Source organism: Ignicoccus hospitalis KIN4/I, assembly GCF_000017945.1.
GTDB classification, from domain to species: domain Archaea; phylum Thermoproteota; class Thermoprotei_A; order Sulfolobales; family Ignicoccaceae; genus Ignicoccus; species Ignicoccus hospitalis.
Window position 1 is genome coordinate 1,069,414 of sequence record NC_009776.1, and the last position, 21,080, is coordinate 1,090,493.

Annotated in this window: 25 protein-coding genes; 11 read left to right on the forward strand and 14 right to left on the reverse strand. The window is 57.3% G+C overall.

Annotation, left to right across the window (positions count from 1 at the left end; all coding sequences use genetic code 11):
- Position 1: 1 nt before the first annotated feature.
- The 6 genes from IGNI_RS06190 to IGNI_RS06215 are packed head-to-tail and all read right to left on the reverse strand — an operon-like array spanning position 2 to position 6,660.
- A complete protein-coding gene (locus tag IGNI_RS06190) occupies positions 2-1,039 on the reverse strand; it encodes a histone deacetylase family protein (RefSeq protein ID WP_012123340.1) in 1,038 nt (345 codons plus the stop codon).
- A 36-nt stretch (positions 1,040-1,075) separates the two neighbouring features.
- Complete coding sequence (locus IGNI_RS06195) at positions 1,076-3,430, reverse strand: ABC transporter substrate-binding protein (protein WP_012123341.1); 2,355 nt, start codon at positions 3,428-3,430, stop codon at positions 1,076-1,078.
- A gap of 58 nt (positions 3,431-3,488) precedes the next feature.
- Entirely contained in the window at positions 3,489-3,923 is a 435-nt protein-coding gene (gene moaC / locus IGNI_RS06200) for a cyclic pyranopterin monophosphate synthase MoaC (RefSeq protein WP_052570566.1), read from the reverse strand.
- A 7-nt stretch (positions 3,924-3,930) separates the two neighbouring features.
- Positions 3,931-4,779 carry an iron chelate uptake ABC transporter family permease subunit gene (locus IGNI_RS06205; RefSeq protein WP_012123343.1) on the reverse strand — a complete coding sequence of 283 codons (849 nt, stop codon included), beginning with the start codon at positions 4,777-4,779 and terminating at the stop codon, positions 3,931-3,933.
- A gap of 41 nt (positions 4,780-4,820) precedes the next feature.
- The gene (locus IGNI_RS06210; protein WP_012123344.1) at positions 4,821-5,741 is read right to left on the reverse strand and encodes a helical backbone metal receptor; all 921 of its coding nucleotides are present in this window, start codon (positions 5,739-5,741) and stop codon (positions 4,821-4,823) included.
- 31 nt (positions 5,742-5,772) lie between these two features.
- Complete coding sequence (locus tag IGNI_RS06215; protein ID WP_012123345.1) at positions 5,773-6,660, reverse strand: MinD/ParA family ATP-binding protein; 888 nt, start codon at positions 6,658-6,660, stop codon at positions 5,773-5,775.
- Between the two features lie 78 nt (positions 6,661-6,738).
- Here IGNI_RS06215 and IGNI_RS06220 point away from each other — a divergent pair, with 78 nt between their 5' ends.
- A complete protein-coding gene (locus tag IGNI_RS06220) occupies positions 6,739-7,077 on the forward strand; it encodes an Sjogren's syndrome/scleroderma autoantigen 1 family protein (RefSeq protein ID WP_012123346.1) in 339 nt (112 codons plus the stop codon).
- On the opposite strand, the gene IGNI_RS06225 is transcribed toward IGNI_RS06220, so the two are convergent.
- The gene (locus tag IGNI_RS06225) at positions 7,064-7,615 is read right to left on the reverse strand and encodes a cysteine hydrolase family protein (protein WP_012123347.1); all 552 of its coding nucleotides are present in this window, start codon (positions 7,613-7,615) and stop codon (positions 7,064-7,066) included. The genes IGNI_RS06220 and IGNI_RS06225 overlap by 14 nt on opposite strands.
- Before the next feature lie 76 nt (positions 7,616-7,691).
- On the opposite strand from IGNI_RS06225, the gene IGNI_RS06230 reads away from it, so the two are divergent.
- Complete coding sequence (locus IGNI_RS06230) at positions 7,692-8,597, forward strand: homoserine kinase (protein ID WP_012123348.1); 906 nt, start codon at positions 7,692-7,694, stop codon at positions 8,595-8,597.
- On the opposite strand, the gene IGNI_RS06235 is transcribed toward IGNI_RS06230, so the two are convergent.
- From IGNI_RS06235 to IGNI_RS06245, 3 genes are read right to left on the reverse strand one after another with little or no spacing between them, the layout of a single operon-like run.
- Positions 8,548-9,660, reverse strand: coding sequence for a DUF373 family protein (locus IGNI_RS06235; RefSeq protein ID WP_012123349.1), 1,113 nt, complete (start codon positions 9,658-9,660; stop codon positions 8,548-8,550). The genes IGNI_RS06230 and IGNI_RS06235 overlap by 50 nt on opposite strands.
- Complete coding sequence (locus IGNI_RS06240) at positions 9,629-10,513, reverse strand: coiled-coil protein (RefSeq protein WP_012123350.1); 885 nt, start codon at positions 10,511-10,513, stop codon at positions 9,629-9,631. The genes IGNI_RS06235 and IGNI_RS06240 overlap by 32 nt, the downstream gene beginning before the upstream one ends.
- Before the next feature lie 3 nt (positions 10,514-10,516).
- On the reverse strand, positions 10,517-11,296 hold the full coding sequence (locus IGNI_RS06245) for an ATP/GTP-binding protein (protein ID WP_148202275.1): 780 nt from the start codon (positions 11,294-11,296) through the stop codon (positions 10,517-10,519).
- A 97-nt stretch (positions 11,297-11,393) separates the two neighbouring features.
- On the opposite strand from IGNI_RS06245, the gene IGNI_RS06250 reads away from it, so the two are divergent.
- Positions 11,394-12,350 (forward strand): CBS domain-containing protein, encoded by a 957-nt coding sequence (locus IGNI_RS06250; RefSeq protein ID WP_187145957.1) that lies wholly within the window; start codon positions 11,394-11,396, stop codon positions 12,348-12,350.
- Positions 12,351-12,377: 27 nt separating this feature from the next.
- Positions 12,378-12,800 carry a hypothetical protein gene (locus tag IGNI_RS06255; RefSeq protein WP_012123353.1) on the forward strand — a complete coding sequence of 141 codons (423 nt, stop codon included), beginning with the start codon at positions 12,378-12,380 and terminating at the stop codon, positions 12,798-12,800.
- A 5-nt stretch (positions 12,801-12,805) separates the two neighbouring features.
- Here IGNI_RS06255 and IGNI_RS06260 read toward each other — a convergent pair whose 3' ends face one another.
- Both IGNI_RS06260 and IGNI_RS06265 read right to left on the reverse strand, forming a co-directional pair.
- A complete protein-coding gene (locus IGNI_RS06260) occupies positions 12,806-13,831 on the reverse strand; it encodes a V0D/AC39 family V-type ATPase subunit (protein ID WP_012123354.1) in 1,026 nt (341 codons plus the stop codon).
- A gap of 5 nt (positions 13,832-13,836) precedes the next feature.
- Positions 13,837-14,178: a hypothetical protein gene (locus tag IGNI_RS06265; RefSeq protein ID WP_012123355.1), complete on the reverse strand. Its 342-nt coding sequence runs from the start codon at positions 14,176-14,178 to the stop codon at positions 13,837-13,839.
- A gap of 85 nt (positions 14,179-14,263) precedes the next feature.
- On the opposite strand from IGNI_RS06265, the gene IGNI_RS06270 reads away from it, so the two are divergent.
- The 6 genes from IGNI_RS06270 to IGNI_RS06295 all read left to right on the forward strand — a co-directional run bounded on the left by IGNI_RS06270 (position 14,264) and on the right by IGNI_RS06295 (position 18,511).
- Positions 14,264-14,914: a hypothetical protein gene (locus IGNI_RS06270; protein WP_012123356.1), complete on the forward strand. Its 651-nt coding sequence runs from the start codon at positions 14,264-14,266 to the stop codon at positions 14,912-14,914.
- Between the two features lie 14 nt (positions 14,915-14,928).
- Positions 14,929-15,228, forward strand: a complete 300-nt coding sequence (locus IGNI_RS06275) for a DUF190 domain-containing protein (RefSeq protein ID WP_012123357.1) — start codon at positions 14,929-14,931, stop codon at positions 15,226-15,228.
- A gap of 10 nt (positions 15,229-15,238) precedes the next feature.
- Positions 15,239-15,964: a hypothetical protein gene (locus IGNI_RS06280; protein WP_052570310.1), complete on the forward strand. Its 726-nt coding sequence runs from the start codon at positions 15,239-15,241 to the stop codon at positions 15,962-15,964.
- Between the two features lie 89 nt (positions 15,965-16,053).
- A complete protein-coding gene (sufC, locus tag IGNI_RS06285) occupies positions 16,054-16,773 on the forward strand; it encodes a Fe-S cluster assembly ATPase SufC (RefSeq protein ID WP_012123359.1) in 720 nt (239 codons plus the stop codon).
- Entirely contained in the window at positions 16,770-18,086 is a 1,317-nt protein-coding gene (sufB, locus tag IGNI_RS06290; RefSeq protein ID WP_012123360.1) for a Fe-S cluster assembly protein SufB, read from the forward strand. The genes sufC and sufB overlap by 4 nt, the downstream gene beginning before the upstream one ends.
- Positions 18,087-18,136: 50 nt before the next feature.
- The gene (locus IGNI_RS06295) at positions 18,137-18,511 is read left to right on the forward strand and encodes a hypothetical protein (protein WP_148202276.1); all 375 of its coding nucleotides are present in this window, start codon (positions 18,137-18,139) and stop codon (positions 18,509-18,511) included.
- Here the strand turns inward: IGNI_RS06295 and IGNI_RS06300 are convergent.
- On the reverse strand, positions 18,508-20,211 hold the full coding sequence (locus IGNI_RS06300) for a chloride channel protein (protein ID WP_012123362.1): 1,704 nt from the start codon (positions 20,209-20,211) through the stop codon (positions 18,508-18,510). The two genes, IGNI_RS06295 and IGNI_RS06300, sit on opposite strands and share 4 nt — an antisense overlap.
- 271 nt (positions 20,212-20,482) lie before the next feature.
- Positions 20,483-20,647 (reverse strand): hypothetical protein, encoded by a 165-nt coding sequence (locus tag IGNI_RS07825; RefSeq protein WP_012123363.1) that lies wholly within the window; start codon positions 20,645-20,647, stop codon positions 20,483-20,485.
- Between the two features lie 183 nt (positions 20,648-20,830).
- Between IGNI_RS07825 and IGNI_RS06305 the strand changes: the two genes are divergently transcribed.
- Positions 20,831-21,064: a hypothetical protein gene (locus IGNI_RS06305; RefSeq protein WP_012123364.1), complete on the forward strand. Its 234-nt coding sequence runs from the start codon at positions 20,831-20,833 to the stop codon at positions 21,062-21,064.
- The last annotated feature ends 16 nt before the right edge of the window (positions 21,065-21,080 follow it).

Sequence of the window (21,080 nt, forward strand, 5' to 3'; positions counted from 1 at the left end):
CTCAGAGGGGCCAGTACCCCCTCAGCTCCCTCTTGGCCTCCTCCACGTAGAACTCCACCTCTTCCTCCGGAACGCTATCCACGACCCTCTCCTCGTCACCGAAGAACTTCTCCTTAGCGGCCCCAAGGGAGTTTAACGTACTCCTCGCTACGACCCAATTCACGTAGCCCCCCTCCAATGCTATGACTATGGGGATCCCCAAGCTCTCCGCGAAGCTCGCGAGGGAGCTGACGGCCTCCCAGTGGCCGTCCACAGTAACCTCGAGGGACGCCAAGGGGTCGAGCCAGTGGGTGTCCCAGCCGGCGGAGACCAAGAGCGCTTGGGGCAAGTAAGCCTCGAGCACCGGCAAGACCACTTCGTGGAGGGCGTACAAGAAGCCCTTGTCCCCAGTGCCCGGGGGCAAGGGGACGTTGACGGTGTAGCCCTCCCCCTTACCGGAGCCCTTCTGGCTGGGGAAGCCCTCGAAGGGATAGAGGGTCCTAGGGTCTTGGTGTGTGCTGACGTAGAGGACCTCGTCGGTGTTGTAGAATATGTAAGCCGTCCCGTCGCCCCAGTGGACGTCTATGTCCACGACGGCGACCCTCATCCCCCTCCTCCTCAAGACCTCGGCGGCCAAGGCGACGTTGTTGAATATACAGAACCCCCTGCCTTCGGACCTCCGGGCGTGGTGGCCGGGCGGCCTGACGGCCGCGAACGCGAGCCAGTGGTCGCCCTCCACTGCCCTCTGAGCTGCGTAAGCCACCGTGCCGGCGGCGTAGAGGGCCGGCTCCCAGGAGGTGGGGCTGGCGTAGGTGTCTGGGTCCAAGTAGCCCCCTCCGGCCTCTATGACCCTCTTTACGTACTCGACGTAATCCCTATCGTGAACTAACTCCAACTCCCTTTCGTCTATAGGGACTGGACTTCTCACTTCGACGTAATTCGGGAGCTTGGTCCTTTTCATCAAATCTAAGATAGCCTTTACCCTCTCCGGGCTCTCCGGGTGCCCGGGAGGGGTCTTGTGTAAGAGGAACACGTCACCCACGTAAATTGCCCTTTCCAAGAGTTGTGCCCTTTACGGGCGGAAAAAAGGGGGGTTTTAGCCGACGACCAGGAAGGTGGTGGTGGCTATTGAAGGCCAGAAGGCCTCCTCGCTGTAAGCTATCACCTTGACCGTGTAGCTGCCCAGCTCGGCCTCCTCCGGCACCGTGAAGGAGTACGCGAACTCGCCGTCGCCCTCGGAGGAGGCGAAGCCGGAGCTCACCAGCCCGCCCTTGGGGTCGTATATCGCGACGAACACTATAGCGTTCTCCAGGGGCTCTCCCTTGTTCTTGTCAACCACGTACACCTTCACCTCTTGCTCTTGACCCTTGACGGCCACCGGGGCGACCTCAACCTTCTTCACTTGGGCGAACTTGACGTTCTCGTAAGCTAGGTAGCTGAAGTTCTTGGCACTGAACGGGTAGTTGGGGTTGCGGAAGGCCTTGAGCACCGCGGAGTCGCTGCTCGGGTAGTAGCGGTCGAGGTACAAGGGCCCGTTGCCTATGACCGCGTGGCCGTGCTTCTCGATGAACTTGACGACGGCCTCGTAGTTAGGCGTGACCTTTATGCCCAAGAGGTCCTCGAGCTGGCCCACTTGGGGCGGCACGACCCCCTCGGAGGCGTCCTTCTCTAAGTACTCCTTAACTATCTTGACGTGCTCCGGGTTCAGTAGGTCTAACCAGTCCACTCCCTTGCTCTGAGCGGCGGTGGAGCTGAAGGCTACCTTGCCGTCTTCCACGGCTTGCTCCATGGCGTAGAGCAGCTCCCAAGGCGTGGATGGAGCGAGCACCGCCGCTACGGTGTAGGCCAGCTCGTCTGGGTCGAAGTGCATCATGTCGCTGTATATAACTATGGTGTTGGGGCTGACTACTTGCACGCCCTTGAAGTTCTGTATCCAAGGACCGTTCACGCTGGCGACGTAGGGGTCGTATCTAACGTCGTCCTCACCAGACTTGGTGCCCCACTCCATTACCAAGTAGACCCAATACAGCATGTCGGTTAGCCTGACCTTCTGACCGTCGTGGAACGCGCCCAAGTTGTCGCGCAAGTTGAGCACTATCATGGCCTTCGCGGTGGTTCCGGGCTTCACGTGGACCCACTTGTGCTCCTTGTAGTCGTAAGTTACCGCGTCGGGGGGTACGGCTATGTTGCCGGTCTTGACGCTCCAAGACTTAGCTAAGAGGGGTATCTTCTCGCCGTTGTAGGGGTTGTTAGTCATGAAGTCGTCAACCATACCCTGGTGTATTATGACGCTGTAGAGGTCTTGGTAGCCCCCGACCGGGTTCCAAGCCCACTTGTGGACGTACTTGACGCCCACAGTGAGCTTGGGAGAGCCGGGCTTGTAGGCCATCATCTCCGTCCAGCGGTTGGAGATGCCGGTCAAGAGGTCGTCCACTACGTTCTTAACCTTAGCGTTGGTTATGTAAGCGTTTATCGGGCTGACTACGAATATCCTGACAGATTCTTCAATGCCCATCCTGACTAGATCGTTGAGGAGTTCGTCCCTCTCCGCCTTATTGGCGTAGTCGCCGTTGGCCAGCTTTAGGGCTACCTCGTCTATCTCCTTGTTTTCGTAGTTGCAGAAGCCCGGGGTTTGCCAGCCCGGCATGTAGCCGAAGAAGGGGGCGTACATCTGGTAGACCGTGGAGTCGGAGTACTTGGTCATGGAGGAGCTGCCCCAGCCCTCGGTATACAAGTGCCACTCGCCCTTAGCGGGGTCGCTCATGTACACTAGCTGCAGAGCCTTCTTGAAGTCGCCGTAGATCCTCTCCACCTCGAAGCCCAGCTTCTCCAGCTCGTCGGCCAACATGTCGCCTATCTGCTTCCTCACGGGGTCGTCGTTCCTTATCATGAACTTTATCACTATAGGCTCGTCGTTGTAGTACCACTTGCCGGCCTTCATCACAGCTCCGGCCTTAGTTAATGCATCTTCTATCATCTTCTTGGCCTTCTCGAAGTCATACTGGAAGTTGAACTGCGCTAAGGTCTTTATCGCGGTTAGGTAGTCCGGGTTGACGGGCGTCAGCGGGGATATTATAGCGAAGCCGTAGCCGTTCAAGACTTGGCTGACCACCTTTTGCCTGTCTATCAAGTAGTTGAGGGCGTACCTAACCTCTTTGATGCTGAAGGGGTTGAAGGGACCGCCGTGCTCTTGGGTCGGGCACGGGTTGACCAGTATGTCGTCCAACCCCCCGGAGGCTAAGTAATACTTGACGTTGGGGTTGTTGGCGACCTTAGGTATCATGTGAGATGGCACGAACCAGAAGTACATGTCCAGTTTGCCGTTCAGCACGTCTTGCACTGCGGTGGCCTCGTTGACGTAGCTCTTGAACACCTCCAAGTCTGCCTTGGCGCCGGGTAAGGCAAAGGCCAAGGCGACGGACAGCGCCAACAGAGCTGCGAGCTTCCTCAAGGGCCCACCTTCAGTTCTGCCCCCGAGGGAGAGTAGATAAGCGTCTATAGTCCGAGATCTAAATCTGTGACTTGCGTTTCTCTATTACTTTAATGCTCTCTATCTCCGTGTAGGGGTACTGACCCTCCTCGTCCTTCTCATATTTCTTTACCATATCCCAAATGTTGAGCAGTGCTAATGAGACCGCCGTGAGGGCTTCCATCTCCACCCCGGTCCTCTCCACCGCCTTCACGGTCACCCTCACCTTCAGCCTATTTTCGTCCACCCTTTCGAACTCCACCTTGACGTCCGTGAGCCTTATGGGGTGACAGTAGGGGAGGAGCTGGGGGGTGAGCTTGGCTCCTTGGACCGCCACCGCCCCGGTGACCTCCAGCACGTTCCCCTTCTCGACGGCGTTCTGGTAAATTCGGTCCAAGGTCTCCTTCCTAAGCCTTATCACCCCCTCCGCGGTGGCCTCCCTATATACGACGTCCTTCTCTGTTATGTCCACCATTCCCCTCTTAGGTCCCACCGGACTTCACCAGTAACGCGGCGAGGGCCAAGCCTCCTATAAGCGAGAGGAAGGCCCCCACCGGCAAGTACCCGTAGGGGGTCTCCACCGAGTTGGCGACGAAGTCTGTAGTTACCATTACTAAGTACGACGTCACGAATGCTACGACTAAGGCTTTGCCCGAGCCTGGGGGAGAGAGCCTCCTCCCCACGACTCCGCCTATCAGCCCCAAGAAAGGGAGGACCCCGCAGCAAGAGACCACGGCGGAGGAGGAGGCAGCGGAGATCAACACCGCCTTTAAAGCGGCCTTCTCCTCTACTATAGCGAAGCTCCTCGGGAAGCCCTCCGGGTACTCCAGCGAGCTGACCTCCTTGTAAACTAACTGAGCGGTCGCCCAAGCCAAGGCCACTACTACGGTCAGCGCCCTGAGGGCCTCTTCGGAGGCGTACTGGGTGGTGCCCAAGAGCATGGGTAATAGAGGTAAGCCGCTCTCGGCGGCCGCTAGGTAGGAGAGCAAGGAAGCGACGCCTTGTAGGGAGAGCGTCAACGCGATGCCGAAGGTTAGGGACTGACGGGGGCCCAACTTGAAGGCGGCCAGCGCGGTGAGGGCTCCCGGAACCAAGGCCCCGAAGAAGGCCGCGAGGTAGGACTGGGGGCCCACCAGAGCGCTCAAGCCTAGGAGCAGCACCGCCGCCGCCAGGGCGGCCATCGCCCCGGAGAGTGTACCTATTAGATATGGGTCCATCAAGTCGTTCGAATAGGCGGACTGCAACAAGGTAGCCGCAGAGGAGAGGCCCGCCGCCGCCAGGGCGTCAGCCCAGACCCTCTCCGCCCTTATCCTTAGGATTGGAAGCTCCAAGGTGAAGCCCGCCGGGCCGTAAAGGAGGGAGGCGAGGGTGGCTAGCGCGGAGAGTAGCAGTAGACCCCTCGGGAGTCCGCGAGGTGGAGGTGGAGCGCGTTCAACAGTATTAGCGGGGCCTCGCTTAGCCTCGGCCCCGGCCTCTCCACCACGTCCGCCGCCTCCGCGTATATCACGCACACCCACTTGACCTCCGGGACCAGTTTGAGGGTGGAGTTAACAGCGTCCCCCAAGTCGGGGCGCCCGCTGGTGAGGACTATTACCACGTCCGGCCTCAACGTCGCCAACTTCTCCTCGCTCACCCTCGGCCACCCCTTGTTCTTGATCAAGTTGACAGCGTTCAGCGAGTCGGCCACGCTGCTGATAAAGTTGTTCTCGCCCACGGCGTATATCCCCCACTTGTAGGGGTAGAACAGCGCGACGTACTTCACGACGGGCATTAACTTAGCTACCCCTTGGGCCAGAGTCAAGTTGCCCTCTATCCACCCAGCCACCTTCCGGGCTTCCTCCTCTTCGCCCAGCGCCTTCCCCACAGCCACTAGGTCCTCTTCCACGCACTTAACGCTCTCGCACACCCCTCCCTTGACGAAGAACACCTTTAGCCCGGCGCTTATGAGGTGATCCCTCATCCTCAAGTCGCTTCCCGCGTCGGCGAGGACCAAGTCCGGGGAGAGCGAGGCTATTGCCTCTACGTTGGGGTTCCAGAAGTAGCCCACTACCTTGACCTTGCCCTCCTTCACCAGCTCCTCCAGCTCCGGGGGGTAGGTGACGGGCTCCACCGTCCCTACGAGCTTGGAACAGTTCAGCAAGCAGACGGCCTCGCTCAAGGCCGGGGTGAGGGCAACTACCCTCTTAGGCGGGTAAGGGTTGACGTCTACTCTGTACCCCATTCTGTCTACGAAGGTTAAAGACCACAGAGGAACTAAGAACAACAATATTAACGTAATAGCCTTCTTATTCAAGTTCTTCCCCGTGGGGCTTCGCCCCTCCCCTTTAAACGCTGCCGCTGGTGGCCTCGTCGATTATCACGTTCAACAACCTGTTGAGTATCCTTAAGCTCCTTATCTTGGAGGGGTCCTTCGAGGCGGCCACCAACACCGGCCCGCCCCGGGTGGTCTGGTCGTAGAGGGCGGCGTCGAAGGGAACTATGACTATTACCTTAGCCCCTATTTTGCTCTGCAACTCTTTTGCTCTGGTCATTATTTCCTTGCTGTCCTTCTGGTTCGTGAGTAATGCGGAGGGCACCCTATTTACAATAAGGGCCAATATCTTGTTAGGGAACAAGGTTTTGGCCAAGTGCTCGGTCTGGCGGAAGCTCTGGGGCATGTGGTCCACCACGACAATCAGCCACCTAGAGGTGACGTTCACTATCTCCTTGAAGGCTTGCAAACCCATCCAAGAGGGCACTTGAAAGTCGTTAAACACTATGTCCCCTATAACCGAGACCTTCTTAGCTAGGGCGTTGGCCCTTTCGGCCCTCCCGGGGAAGTTTGGGTTGCCCAAAGCTTCTATTATGCGGTCGCTCACCTCGCCGTACTTCTTGGTGGGGGGAGTTAGGAAGAGCTCCAACGGCTTGCCCCCTTCCTCCCTCCTCACTTTGACCTTCAAGCTCAAGTTGGCCTTCTCGTCGCACTCGCCGGCGACGTAGTTCCACGCCCCGCACTCGGTCTCCCAGCCCTTTCCCAGTATCTTCAAGCTCGCCCTAGCGTTGTAAGGGTCCCAATCGACCAGCGAGGGCGTCATTCCCCTTCTGGCCAACAGGAAGCTGAGCTCAACAGCTATGGTAGTCTTGCCCACGCCCCCCTTGAAGCCGACGACGCCAATGCTGTTGGGCGGAGGCTCGAGGACCTCACTCTTCTTCTTCCGTCCGAACAGCGGCATCACTGCCCTCCGAGCGGTGTCTCCATCGAATGGCTTTAACTTAATGCTTTCTGCACGGGGCTGTCAGGGGGTTAAGGGATGTCGGACCCCGTGAAGAGAGCGGCCCAGCTCTTGAAGGAAGGCGCCACGATGTTGCCGGAGACTTGTCCTATATGCGGCTCCCCCCTCTACAAGCTCAAAGACGGCACGATAGTTTGTCCCATCCACGGCGAAATACGTAGGATCAAGAGCGCGGTCGAACAGAAGGGTAAGAAGGAGTTAAACGTCAACGAAGTATTGAAGGAGGTCACAGAAGTAGCTTTAGAGAAGCTCAGCAAGCTCTCCTCGAAGGCGTATACGGGAGGGAAGGAGGAAGCTGAAGAAATGTTGCTATGGCTGAAGGTCCTTGAAAAGGCCGTAAAGCTCAAGGGCGAGTGAGGGCCTCGATCGCTCGGGCCGTGCTAACCACCTCCGCCCCGTACACGGCCTTCATGTACTCCAACCACCTCTGTTGCTCCTCCGGGGGGACGGACATCGTCGCGTCCTCCACCACGGTCACCTTGTACCCCCTGAAGAAGGCGTCCGCGGCGGTGTGCAACACGCACACGTTGGTCGCCACTCCGGTCAAGACCACCTCACTAACTCCGAGCTCTCTGAGCAACAAGTCCAAGTCAGTGGAGAAGAAGGCCGAGTACCTCCTCTTGGTCACCACGTAGTCCCCTTCCTCGGGGGCGAGCTCCTCCACCACTTGGGCCCCCCAAGTGTTGGCCACCGCGTGGGGGCCCCAGAGCTCGAGCTCCTTGTCCACTCCGGGCAAGTGGGCGTCGTTGGTGTAAATCACCGGCAGCCCGGCCTCCTTGAAGGCCCTCTTAAGCTCCTTCACCTTGGGTATTATAGTCTCAGACTTGGGGACGTACAACTTGCCCTTAGGGTTTACGAAGTCGTTTAACATGTCTATTATGAGCAAGGCCTTCATTTCGGCGCCCCGTGGTGCTTCAGTAAGCCTTAGCAAGTTATATGCAAGGGCTTTACCCAACGGGCGGTGCGGGCCTTTGTGGGTTTGCGCGAGAGCCCCCTCGAGCTCCGCTAACTTAGGCCCCGGCTACGACGTGCTCGCCTTGGCGCACGACGCTTACTTCGACGTGGTCTGCGTAAGGCCCTCGGAAGAAACTAGGGTAGTAAAGGTGACCGGCGAGTGGAAGGTGCCGCTAGAGAGGAACAGCGCCTTGGCGGCTGCCGAGGAAGCCCTCAAGAGGCTCGGGGGGAAGGGGGTTGAGATATGGGTACACAAGGGCGTCCCCCCGGGAAGGGGGCTAGGCTCCTCCGGCGCCAGCGCGGCCGCCGCCGTCAAGGCTGTAGAGCTCCTCTTGGGTAAGTCGTTGAGTCCCGAGGAAGCTGTTATGAGTGCGGCTGAGGGCGAGAGGCTGGTCTCCGGGGCCGCCCACGCGGACAACGTGGCGGCCTCCTACCTAGGGGGATTGGTAGCCGTAACCTACGACCCGTTCAAGGTGCTCAAGTTCGAGGTGGCCGAGGTAGAGCTCTACGTGGTGACCCCGTGGCACGAGGTCCCGGAGGGGAAGACCGGCGCCGCCAGGTCGGTCCTCCCGGAGGAGGTGAAGCTGAGGGACGCCGTCAAGATGGTCGGCGGCGCTGCGGCAGTGATCAAGGCTTTGACCTCCGGCGACGAGGACCTCTTAGCAAAGGCCATAGAAATGGACCCCGTGGTGACGCCGGCCCGCTCGAAGCTGATACCGTGCTTCGAGGAAGTGGTGAAGGCGGCGAAGGGAGGAGGGGCGAAGGGCGTCACCATCTCCGGCGCGGGGCCCAGCTTGCTCCTCGTCGGAGGGGGAGCGGAAGAGGCCAAGGCCGCTTGGGAGAGGTGCGGGGTCAAGGCGACTTACAAGAAGGTCAAGCCCGCTCGCGGCTCCTCCGCCGTTCCTCCTCCCTCTCTTGGATGAGCCTCTCCATCATCGCCAAGCTTCCCGAAACTCCTAAGACGGCCAGCGCCGCGTACATTATCGTTTGTAACACGTCCCCGTTCAAGAGCCTCTCCAGCGCTTGGGAGTAGCTCGCCCCTTGGGGCAAAGAGGAGAGGGCGCTCCCTATCTTCACGACCGTCATGGTCGCCGCCGCCAACACGGTTATTTCTGTAGCCTCCCTCCAAACGGTCAAGTCCTTGTTCCTCAGCTTGTCTAACATTTTAGAGAATATGAACATGGAGGCTCCGAGGGCGACGAAGGGTACGGCGTTCACGCTTACCTCTCCCAACGTCCTTACGTCTATCTTCTTATACTGGATCACCGTTAGGTACGTCACTAATATAGCTATCATGAAGGAAACTGTCGATATCGTTAGGGTAGCGAGGGTCACCGGCTTGGTCCTCCACCACCTCGAGAGGGCCTCGTCCAGCCCGTAGCCCTTCACCACCATGAAAGTACCCAAGAGCAGCCCCAAGACCGGCAGGCTGTACGTAATGAGGCCGGTGAGCGTCAGGAAGCTCAAAGTGAGCAGCACCACCCCCGGTACCCCTAGGAAGTACCTCGCGAAGCGCCTCTCCTCGGTCACTTTTTTGATTATCTTGTTCAAGAGTACGTAAGTCTGCTCCAAGCTTCTAGACTGTTCTATCACGACTTTCTTAACGGAGATTATGGGGGCGAGGTCTTGGATAACCGGTATTATGCGCTCGTCCTCGGGGCTGTCTATCACGAGCACTATCCCCTCCGCGGGATAGCGAGATAGGACGGCCGCCAGTTGGCTCCTCACCCTCATGTGGGCCTCCACGCCCCCGTGCTCCGAGCCCGCTATCGCGGCCGCCTCAGTCTCAACGTCCTTCGAGGCTAACATGTTAGCTATAGAAAGGGTAGCGAACATGGCGTTGAGGTCCGCGTCCTCGGGCCTCTTGAGCCCGAACTCCACGGCCGCCTTCAGCAGCTCCTCCTTACCTATAATAGGAGTGTTTATCCCCACCTTCCCGAGGTCGTCGTCCACGTCAACCGTTACTACCAATATTTTCTTGACCATCGCCCTCCACCATCATTAAGGCTTGCAGCTCCTCGAAGGTCAGCGGTTCGCCCCGCTCCATCTTCTCCTTCGCCCTCTTGGCGAGCTCGCTTAGCAAGGCCTCACCCTTGTTCTTCGCCGCCATTGCCTCTCCCTTCTTTATCTCTTCTACCAGTTTCCTCTTTTCCTCCCGGAGTTGGGAGAGCTTGAGGTCTATCTCCTCGACCTTCTTAGAGTATTCGTCTATCTTCGCTTTCAGTTCGTCTATCTTTCCGTTCAGCCTGTCCACCTCCTCTCTGACGTTACTTATCCTACCGTCCACCTCGCTGATCTTGTTGGAGATCTCGTTTATGTTCTCGTTGTAGCTCTTAATTAGGAGCCTGAGCCTGGCGAGCTCTGCCCTAAGCTCTATTAACTTCTTCTTCGCCTCTTCGACTTTGGTGAGCCTCTCCAAGGCCTCCTCCAACCTGGCTATCTCCCTAACTATCTCCTCTTCCTCCTCCCTCGTCAACACGTTGGTCTGGAGCCTCCACTCCAGCTGCTGTATTCTCCTCCTCAAGGAGTTGGGGGAAGGGCCCCTCTTGCCTTGCTCTACTATGGACTTGAGCTTCTTCAGCTCCTCCAGAACTTGGTTCAGCTTTTGTTTCGCCTCCCTGCGGGACTCCTTGAGCTGCCTCAGCTCCTCCACTAGCTTCGCCCTCTCCGCCCTGAGCTCCCTCAGCCTCTCCACCTCTGCCCTCTTCTTTTCTATGAGCGCCTTCCTCTGAGCCCTCAACTCCTTTATCTTTGTAATTAACTCGGCTCTCTCCTTCCTTAGCTCCTCTATTTCCGCGTTTATTTCGTCTAACTTGACCTCGAGGGCGTTGGACCTCATGATTCACAACCTCGCGGAAGGCTCCTCCGTTGCGTAGTCCTCTCCTCCCGCCAGAGCGCGCTGCACCGCGGCGTATATATTGTCAAGCCCTTCTTCGGTTAGAGAAGACGCGAAGAGCACCTCGCCCAACCCGGCCTCCTCTAGAGCTTCTACCACCCTCGCGAGCGCGGGGGGAGCGTCTCCCAAGCTCATCGCCAAGGACCCCAAGTCCTCCAACCAAGAATCTATTACGTTTATAATTTCCTCGCTCAATAAATCGGACTTGCTTATGACGTGTATCAGCGGAACCTTCATTCTGGCCGTCACGCTCAGGCCCAGCAGCAGCGCGGAGGTGAAGGAGTAGGGATCCGCGGAACCCTCGCTTATGAAGAGCGAAGGGTCTATTAGGTAAACTAGGACTGCCTTGTCGTTAGCAGTTATCTTTTTGAATAGCTCCAGCGTACTCTTCCTATACGCGAAGAGCTCCAGCTGTCCGGGCGTGTCCACTATTACGTAATTGCTCTCGGTCTCCTCTATGCTCGCCCTGAGCTGGTCCGCATAAAGGAGCATCAAGTCCACGGACTTGACCAAGGCTCCGTTAGGCCCCAGCCCCTCCTTCAAGAGCTCTTTGTAATTGACGTACTCCCGCACGTCTACGTCCGGAGCGTAGGGGAGGACCTCCACGGCGGGGTCCAAGTTAACCCTGCAAGCGCTCATCTCGTGGTCCTCTATCCAGTCGCCCAACGTCTTGGTCATGCTAGTCTTTCCAGAGCCCGCGGTCCCTACCAAGTAAACGAAGTACATGACGTCGCGTCCGCGCTCGCTCCTACACAAACCTTTAATCTATTGGTTGCCTACCCGTCCTTAGAGAGTCATGACGTCGCTTACGGCTAAGGACATTATGAGGAAAGTTTTCCCGGTTGCCGACCCGGAGGAGCCGGTCTTAGAGGCCGCGAAGAAGATGGTAGAGCACGAGTACGGCGCGGTGTTGATACTCTCAGACGACGGCACCTTGAGCGGGATAATGACCGAGAGGGACGTGCTTAGGGCGGTTGCAGAGGGGAAGGACATAGCGCAAATACCGGTCAAGGACTTGATGAAGAAAACCACCGTCGTGGTACACAAGGACGTTCCAGTAAGGCTCGTCTTGCAGCTGTTCGGCGCGTACAAAGTTAGGAGGATGCCGGTGACGGACGACGACGGGAGGGTCATAGGAGTTATAAGCTCCACGGACGTGGTTTACGAGGCCATACCCAAGGTCCTCCACCCCCTCGCGGGCAGGATAGGGGACGCCATGAAGCCCGCGGAGGAAGTGGAGGACAGCGTGCCCAGCGCCGCTAGGTACTTCGCCTCGAAGAAGGTGGACGGCGCGCTGGCCGGGGGCAAGCTCATATCCGAGAGGAGCGTCATAAGGGCCTTGCTGGACTCCACCAAGCCCAGCGAGAGGGCCGAGCGGGTCATCTACGTCCCGCCGGAGATGAACTTGAGGAACGCCTCTATACTCATGAAGCTGAACAAGATAAGGTTCGTGATGAACGACAACAACTACGCGTTTACGAGGGACATAGCAATAGCCGCGACGGAGAGGGCCGAGTTCACTATGAAGAGTTACATACTGATAAAGACTAAGCCGGGCTTCGAAAAGGAAATCGCAGAGAAGGCCTCCTCTTTGAAGAGCAACATAGTTAGCATAGAGTACGTCGCGGGCCCCTACGACTTGGTGTTGACGGCGCTAACCGGCCCCCAAGAGGAGGTGAAGGACTTGCTCATCCCCCTCTTAAGGGACAAGGAGCAAGTGGTTGACACTTTAACCCTTGTTGTCCTAGGGGAAAAGTACTTAGGAGGGAGCGGAGAATAAAGGACATTGAGGAAAGGGTGCTAAAGGATGGCTGAGGTCCTCGCTTTCGACAGCTCAGAGAAGCTTAAGGAGTACATCGAAAAGTTGAAGGATGAGCTCGAGGAGAGGGAAATGGTCGTCAAGAAGCTTATTGAGAGCTACGAAGAGGAGGTGGCAGAGCTCGAGGTGCTCAAGAAGATGGGGGCGAGCATACAAGAGGGGGACGCGACCTTAAAGCTCTCAATAGAGGGGGTACCCCTCTACATAAGGCCTAACCCCCTGAAAGTTTACAACTTGTTAACAAAAGCCATGAGCGAGATAAACGAGCTTAAGAACGCGATATCCGTGCTGGAGAGCATAGCGGAAAAGCTCAAGGAGTTGCCGGGCTTCGCGGTAGTGATAGAGATTAAGGGAGGGAAGCCCGTGGCCGCTTACATGGACAGGATAAAGGGCGGTAAGGAAGAGAAATAAAAGGGTTAGAAGAGCTCGTAGCTCAAGTTCTCAGCTATCTTGGAGGGGTCCAAGCCAAGCTTTTTACCAGTCATTATCGTGGCTACGTCCCTCGCGTCGAGCCTCAGCAATATCAGTAAGGCTAACAAGACGGCCACCCTGAAGGGGTAGCCCGAGAAGGCCGCTAGGGCCCTCTTGCGCTGAACCCTCATGGCGTTAACCCTAACCTTGGCTAGAGCCTCGTACGGGTCCTCGGGGACGCCCTCGCCGTAAGGGGTCCTCCGGAGCAGCGGGACCACCTCGTCCGGCTTGGCTTGGACCAAGGCCCTCACGAGGTCTTGGTCGCACGCCGGCGGCTCCGCGGGCAGCTTCAAGCCCTTTAGGATGGCCCTCCCTACGAGGGTGACGGCGAGAGCGTCTATTTCCGGACAGAGGAGCTTGCTTATCTCTATCTTGCTGGTGCCCACGTTCATGCTCTTTCCTATCCTGGTTATTACGTTATACATAGACTTCAGCAACATGACGTCCATAGCCAGCACGAAGGCCGACAAGTCCTTGTAGCTGCGGTACATCTCCACCGCTTGTTCTATGTAAGAAGCCATCTTGAAGCCCTTCAGAGCTTGAGCTAAGCCCTCCAAGCCCCTCTCCTTTATCACCAAGAGGGTGGTCGACACTACCGGATCGTCCTTAAATAGGAGGAAGCCCTCAACCTCCTTCAAGTCCTTCCCCGAGACGGCGGCCCTCACTATTAACATCACGTCCCTTGCCCTGAGCCAGTCCACTAAGTTGTCTATCATCAGCTTCAAGTTGTATGAGGGCACGTAGCCTCTGAGCTTCATCAGTATCTCGTAGTACTTCTGGCACGCGAGCCTCTCCAGCTCCTCCGAGCTGGCCTCCTCTACCGCTACCCCCTCGAGCCAAGTTCCCCTGAGCGCGTTCTGCACCTCCTCCGGGGTGGAGGCGGTGAGCAAGCTGAGCTCCTTCTCTTTATCGAGTATCTGCCCTCTGTACATGTAAACGAGGGCCGTGGGAGAGATCAGCTCCGCCGGCAACGCGCTCACCCGAACAGGGCGCTCAAGACCGCCTCGACCGCCTTGTCCTTGTTGCTCTCGAACTTCCTCTCCAGCTCGTTGAGCAACTCTTGGAGCCTCCTAGCGGCCTCCTCCCGGTAGCTCTGAAGCGAGGCCGCCAGCTGTTGGTTTAGGGACTCCTTGAGCTCGTCCAACTTCTTCTTGTACTCCGCCTCCATCTCCTCCGCGAGCTTGGCGGCCTCCGCGACCACGCCCCCGGCCTCCTCCTCGGCGCCCCTTATGGACTCTTTGACCTCCTTCTCTACCTTCTCCAAGTTCTTGAGGAACTTCTCAAACTGTTCGTTTAACGTCTTGAGGTCGCTGGCCAAGCCCTTACCCCTGCCTCCTCACGCCCTCGAGGTTTAAGGACTATTCTACTCAATAGCCGTAAGCCCGAGGGGCGCGGGGGGGAACTTGAGGGCCTTCGAGGCGCTCAAGGCTGTGCAAAGGCACTTGAGGGCGTGGGACTTGAAGTTCAAGGAGGGGAGCCCGAAGGTCTGCTTGCCCTCCGAGCTCCCCGAGGTCCCCGCGGGGGAGGGGCTGGACAAGGTTAAGGGTTGGATAGAGGTCTCCGAGGAGTATTGGAACTCCTTCGAGTGCGAGGAGGTAACTGTGCCGGCCGCTTACGACGGCAAGCGGGTAGTTTACGACCCCTCGGCCGGCGACGAGGCCGTGAAGTACTTGATAGCCTCCGTGTACGAACACTACTTGAACCACAAGCTGGAGGGAGCCCTCCCGAGGCTCTGGGAGAAGCGCTACGTGTACGTGCTATCCAAGGTCTACGGCCGCTTGGGGGCGCTGGAGGCGCTTAGGGCCTCCTTCGAGGCGAGCGACCTCTTCGACTCGGCCGCGATGAGGGCCGCCTCCAAGGGCCCGGATGACGGGGAGCTGGACGTGAAGCTCTTCCCCTCCGAGAAGGTGCGCTTGTTCTTAGACGGCGGGGCGGAGCTGGACGAGAGGTTGGAGAAAGTTATCATCAACAGCCCTGAGTTCGAGAAAAAGCTCTTCGCCACGGTAATTTTGGCAGAAGCGCGGAAGTTTATTAGAAATGGTTCGATCGCTTAAAACCGGCGGCGCGGATGAAGGCCTTCGCCGTGTTCCTCAGCGAGGGCGACGTGTACGAGGACGTTCCCTTGCACAAGGTGATTATGGAGAAGGCTAAAGAAATGGGGATATCTGGCATGACTATAATAAAGGGTTATACAGGCTACGGCAAACACAAGGGCACCAGCGAGATAGACCCGTTCCACGGCTACGGGGACAAGCCGGTAATAGTCGTCGTGATAGAGGAGGAGGAGAAGGGCAAGAAGTTCGTTGAGCTCGTTAAGAGCCTTAAGAGCGACGCCCTCGTGGTCTCTTGGAACGTGGAGCGCCTATGAGGGAGAGGTCATGGTGGACTTGAGACACCCCCTAGTGCAGGCCGCGTTAATGGTCAACGAAAAAGAGGTGACTACGAAGCTGCTCCCGTCCAACGCTTACGCGAGCTTAGAGGAGAGCGTCAAGGACTTGGCCGGGCCTTCCGGCTGTCGTCACATAATAATAAACATAGGGCTGGTAAACGACAAATGGGACGTAGTAGAGGCGTTAGTGTGTGAGGGCGAGCTGGTCGCTTCTAACGTCGACCTCAAGAGCTACGCGCCCGAGGCCGAGGTAGAAAGGGTCGTGGGCGAGTGTTACGAGTTCCCCAAGGAATTGATCGAGAAGCTCGAAGAGCTCTCGAAAGTTGAGGTTAAGGAAGAGGTTGAAAGGTACGAGGCTGTGAAAGTAGTCCGGGCCCCGCCCCTCCCGAGGGCCCGGGCGGAAGAGATAGCCGCGAGGGAGCCCAAGCTCCCGACGGACTTGTTGAACAACTTAACGGACGAGTGGGCCACTTACAAGTCCATATCCCACGCACTCATAATCTTCTTGGAAACCAGCGAAGTGGACTCTTACGCCGTGGCCACGGGCTCCACCGAGGACGGTAAAATAATTAGCTTGGTCTACCTCCCGGCTGAGTACAAGCCCAAGATGGAGGAATTGGAAAAAGAGATAATTAGGGTTGCCTCTGAGAACGATGTAGACATAGTTTACTTGAACGTAGGAGGGGCGGAAAAGCTAATATCCACTCGGGGATGAGGAGCCCGGTTTTAGCTGAACCTCATGAGGAAGAGTTGCTCCCCCAACCCCACTATCCATTTACCCCATCTGCCGTAGCGGGGCTCCGGATGCGCGAGTTGCAGGGCCTCGAAGTGGTTGACCTATGGGTCAGCGTCGGGAATAAGACCATACTAAAGGGGGTAAACCTCAAGCTCCCGAGGGGCGAGTTCCACGCCTTAGTGGGGCCCAACGGCGCGGGAAAGAGCACCTTGGCAATGACCTTGGCCGGCTACCCGGGGTACAAGGTGGTCAAGGGTGACATACTATTAGACGGGGAGAGTATCAAGGACCTCCCCCCAGAGGAGAGGGCGAAGAAGGGGCTCGCGGTGCTCCTCCAGCACCCGCCGGAGCTGGAGGGGATAAGGGTGGCGGAGCTGCTCGAGAGGCTCAAGGGCTTGTACGGCTGCAAGGATAGCGTGGAAGACTTGTTGCGCAGGGTAGGGCTGCCGAGCGACATGGCCTTCCGGTACGTCAACGTGGGCTTCAGCGGAGGGGAGAGGAAGAGGTTCGACTTGGCGAGGGTAATAGCCATGAGACCTAAGATAGTCGTAATGGATGAGCCCGATTCCGGCGTCGACGTAGAAAGCATCAAGAGGATTGCGGACGGAATAAAGTGGCTGCTCTCCCAGAACGCCGGAGTTTTGGTCATAACCCACTACAGGAACATCTTGAAATACGTTAAGCCCCATCTGGTCCACGTTATGATAGACGGGAGGATAGTCAAGAGCGGGGGGCCCGAGATCCTCGAAGTTATTGAAGAAAAGGGCTTCGCGGGGGTGGTAGCATGAACGAGGTCCAGATAATTAAGTACTACGCGGAAGAGATATCCAAGAAACTGAAGGAGCCCGAGTGGGCGCTGAGGCTCAGACTGAAGGCTGCAGAGCTCTACCCAAAGGTCCCAGCGCCGCCGTGGATGCCCGAAGACTTCGACTTGGAGGCCTTCGCCGCTAAAGCGGCGGAGGAGGAGTTCGTGAAGCCCGGGGAGGGCGAGATACCGGACTGGTACAAGGCCTTACTCGAGAGGATAGGAGTGCCGGACATAGAGCAGAGCGCGCTGGCCGGAGTTACGGTGATGGTTAACGAGAACGTGGTCTATGAGGCGCAGAAGAGGGACCTCATGAGGAAGGGAGTGATACTCAAATCGATGGACGAGGCCGTGAGGGAACACGAGGAATTCGTGAAGGAGAGGCTCCACTCCGCCCAGAGGCCGGAGGCCCACAAGCTGGCCGCCCTCCACGCCGCCCTCCGGAGGGGAGGGACCTTCATGTACGTCCCGCCGAGGGTCAGGGTACCCTTCCCGGTCCAAGCGTTCTTCGTGATAACGGAGGAACAACTGGCACAGACGGAACACACCATGATAATAGCAGACGAGGGAAGCTACGTACACTTCATAGAGGGCTGTATAGTCCCCATCCCGGCGCCCTTCAGCGTACACTTGGGCGGCAGCGAGTTCTTCGTTGAGAGGGGCGCTAGGCTGAGGGTCTCCAGCCTCCAAGACTGGCTGGGCGACGTAGTACACGTGCCGGTCAAGGGCGCGATAGTGAAGGAGAGGGGAACTCTGGAAGAGCTCGGGGTGAGCTTCGGAGGGACCAAGATAGGCATGAGGCCCACCATAAGGTTGGTCGGCGAGGGGGCCAAGCTCTCCTTCAACAACGTAGCGCTACTAAAGAAGGAGATGAGGTCTTGGAGCGGCTCCTTCGTTAAGATGGAGGCTCCGAGGACCAGCGCCACTGTAATAAATAGGAGCGTGATGCTGGACAAGTCCTTCGAGGAGTTCTTGGGCGAGATAGACGTGGAGAGGGGGGCGAAGGGAGTAAAGGGCTATCAGTCTTGTAACACCCTCCTGCTGAGCGACGAAGCCACTAACGTGACCATACCGAAGCTCGTAAGCAAGACGTCCGACGCTGAGCTGGCGCACGAGGGCACGGTAGGGAAGCTCGGCGAGGAACAGCTGTTCTACTTGAGGTCCATGGGCTTCACCGAGCCCGAGGCTGTACAGATGCTAACCATAGGCTTCATAGACCCGCTCGTGAAGGACTTACCTAGCGACTACGTCAGGGCAATAAGGGAGATAGTTAAGATGACCCTCAACGCCTCGTGAGGCTCCAACCTTTATTATTTTTGTTCCTAAGTAGGACCCCGGAAGGGAGTATGCCCGAAGAGGAGAAGAAGGAGGAAGTAAAGGAACAAGAGCAACAGAAGAAGAAAGTGGACATAAAGGCGCTGGTCAAGCTGGTGCCGCCGGCCAGCGCCCTCAAGCAGAGGACCAGCAAGGCCAGGGAGAAGAGGATAAGGCTGAGGTTGAAGGACGTCAAGCCCACTCAAGCTAAGATAAACCCGAACCTAGCGGAACAGCTGGGCATAACCGACAAGCTCGAGATAGCTGTATCCGGCAAGAAGTTCGTCTTCGAGGCGGTAAAGGACTCCTCAGTGCCGGAGAACGAGGTACACGTGAACGAGGAGCTGATGAGGGAGAACGGGATCTCGGACAACACCATAGCTACCGTGAGGGCCCACCGCGGCTAGGTGCCCTTAACTTCCTCCCTAAGGATCTTCAGCAAGTACTTTATCAAATCGGCCTTAGTTACCATGCCTACTAACTTAACGTTTTCGTCGATGACCATAGCGTGGTCCTCGCTCTTGTTCATCATTAACTCGATGACGTAAGCTATGCTAACTTTTTTATACACTATTACGCGGGGCAAGTACATTATCTCCTTTATCCTCTTACTGGGCTCCTCGACGATTAGCTCCTCCAAGCTCACCTCCCCTACGAGCTTGTCGTTCGCGTCCACCACCGGGTAGTGGTTGTGGGTTTCCTTGGCTGCCAAGTCCAAAGCCTCCGCTACCGTCATGTTCTCCGTGAACCTCAAGACGTTCTTATTAACTATATTTTCAACCTCCACCCTCAACGCCTTCTCGAACCCCTTCTTCTCCTTTAACTTCAAGTATATCTCAATGATACTCCTCTTCTTTATGTCTTGGGGCTCCGGGAGCTGGCCGGCGACCAAGCTTACGGGCAAGGTGAGCAAGTAGCCCACGCTGGCGGCCACGGTCGAGGTGAAGAAGGCTCCGAAGCCCAAAAACTCTACCCCTATGAGAACGCTAGTTAGCAAGGTCTTCATTGAGGAGGCGAACAGCGAGGAGACGCCAGCTATCATTATTGGTTCAACCGTATGTATGGAGAAGAACTTGGCGTAGAGTAACCCTAGGGCGGAACCTATAGAGACCAAAGGCATGAAGAGGCCTCCGGTGGCGCCCCAAGTTAAGGATAGGGGGAGCAACAGGGACTTGGCTACGGCAACCAAGGCTAAGGTCTCTTCCTCGAGGGACTCGGGCTCGTTGAACACCTTTTCTGTCAACAAGTCGCCCGCCCCCGGCACCAAGGGGGATACGAGGAAAGTGGACGCTATTATTAACAAGCTCAACGCTAGGGGCGGGACGAACCAGTACCTCCTCCTCACGAACTTGTCGGACAGTTCGCCGCTCTTGTGCTTAATGAAGTAGATTATGTACGTAAGGGCGGCCGCAGTGCCCCCTACACCCAAGGAGGCGAGGACCACGTCCAAGCTCGGGTAGGGGGGCTTGAAGGGCCTGCTTACCAACAGAAGCCTCTGGGGGCCCGCGAGGAACACCGTGACCAAGTACGAGGTGAGGGTGGCGACTAGGGCTTGTAGGAAGATCCCCCCTTCTATGGCCCTCTTGTAGGGCACCTCCATTGCGAACGCCATGGCCGTTAGGGGGGCTCTAAATACCGAGGCCACCCCCGCCGCCGCCCCTACCAGTACCATCCTCTTCAGCTCTTCCCCCCTCGCCCCCAACCACCAAGCGAGCCAGTAGCCGAAGAAGGCGCCGAGCGCTATTCCGGGGCCCTCGGGGCCCACCACCGCGCCCCCTAAGGCTGAAGTAATGGAGCCCAGCGTGTAAACGGCGAGCTCCTTCTTGCCTATGTAGCCCAACTTCGCGTGGTAGGAGCGCACCACGTAGCTTGTGGAGGAGCCGTGGAGGGTGCCGAGCAACTTCTTCAAGAAGTACGCGGTGAAGAGTATGCTCGAAACGGAGACGAGAGCGAATAGGTGAGGGTAATTCGTAGCGAGGACGTATCTGAACTTGTTGGACCATACGAATACGTCCGTGAAGAAAGCGACTGCCGCGCCGGAGACCAAGCCTATTAGGAAGGCCGCGCCGAGCGCTTGTAGGTCCTCTGGGAGGTCATTAACCTTCACTTAAGCCCCTCTTAGGGAGCTGGGCCAAACTCTAAAAACGCGTGTTTTAGTTCTCGAGGGCTACTTCCTCTTCGTACGGAAAAACTCCCTCCTCGAAGTCCTCCGGCGGTAGGGGCAACACCATGGGTCTCTTGGGTACTACCTTCACGCTCATCTTCTCGTTCCCCGTGTGGGGGTTAGGAGAGGAGGGCTTATAAAATAGGCATATATAAGTGTTTGTGATTGTAAAAGAAATATAGCTTCACAAAACCCGTATATGTCAGCTCAGACCTCACTCCTCCTCCAAGGCTTCCCTAGCTATCGCCTTGGCCTCCTCGCTGCTCAGGAGCTCCTTGAGCTTCTCTTGGAGGCACCTCCGGTACTCCTCCTCGCTTTTGGAGATGGCCTTACACTCCCTCTCCACGCTCTCCAAGAGCTCCGCCGCTCTGTCCGCCACCTATAAATCACCTCTCGCAAGGGGGCTTTCAAGGGGAATTAAAATATGATGAGGGCGTCCTATTCTGAGCGGGTGATGAGAGACCCGGAACTGAACCGCTCGAATTATCTAAGAAGTATTAGGTAACTACTGAGGCCCGCGCGTCACAGCGCCCCGAGGGCCTACCCATACTCGGGAGCACCAATGCTGGCACTCCACTTGAAGCTGCCTTTCTTCTCTCACCCTATGAGCGAAGAAGAGGCCATAATCAAATCTATCAACGGCGAGGTCGTGAGCATAGAAAAGCTCAACGACCTCTACGTAGTTAAGGTGAAGGGGTGCTCTCACTTGGACGTGAGGGCCGCTAAGGCGTGGTTAGTTAAGTCCGGCTTTAAATCATTGGCTAAGAAGACCGTGTTCGTGTGCCTCCCAACTTAAAAGTTCCCTTATGCGG